Source organism: Pseudoduganella buxea, from assembly GCF_009720835.1.
Taxonomy (GTDB): domain Bacteria; phylum Pseudomonadota; class Gammaproteobacteria; order Burkholderiales; family Burkholderiaceae_D; genus Rugamonas; species Rugamonas buxea.
Genome location: NZ_WNKZ01000346.1, coordinates 1 through 245 on the forward strand (window position 1 = coordinate 1; position 245 = coordinate 245).

Sequence of the window (245 nt, forward strand, 5' to 3'; positions counted from 1 at the left end):
GCCCTGACGACCAACCAGATCGGTGCCCTGGGCACCAACCAGGTGGCCGCCCTGTCGACCGGTTCGATGGCCGGCATGACGACCAACCAGATCGTCGCCCTGTCGAGCAACCAGGCCTCCGTGCTGAGCTCGGCCCAGATCGGTGCGCTGGCAACGGAAACCGTGGCCGCGCTGGAAACGGCCGACCTGGCCGCCCTGAAGACCGGCACCATCGCCGGCCTGAAGACGCAGCAGGTTGCCGCCCT

General features: G+C 69.0%; 1 protein-coding gene. It reads left to right on the forward strand.

Going from position 1 to position 245, the window contains the following annotated elements; genetic code table 11:
- A partial coding sequence (locus GM672_RS30335) for a hypothetical protein (RefSeq protein WP_170300306.1) occupies positions 1 to 245 on the forward strand: 245 nt, incomplete at both ends.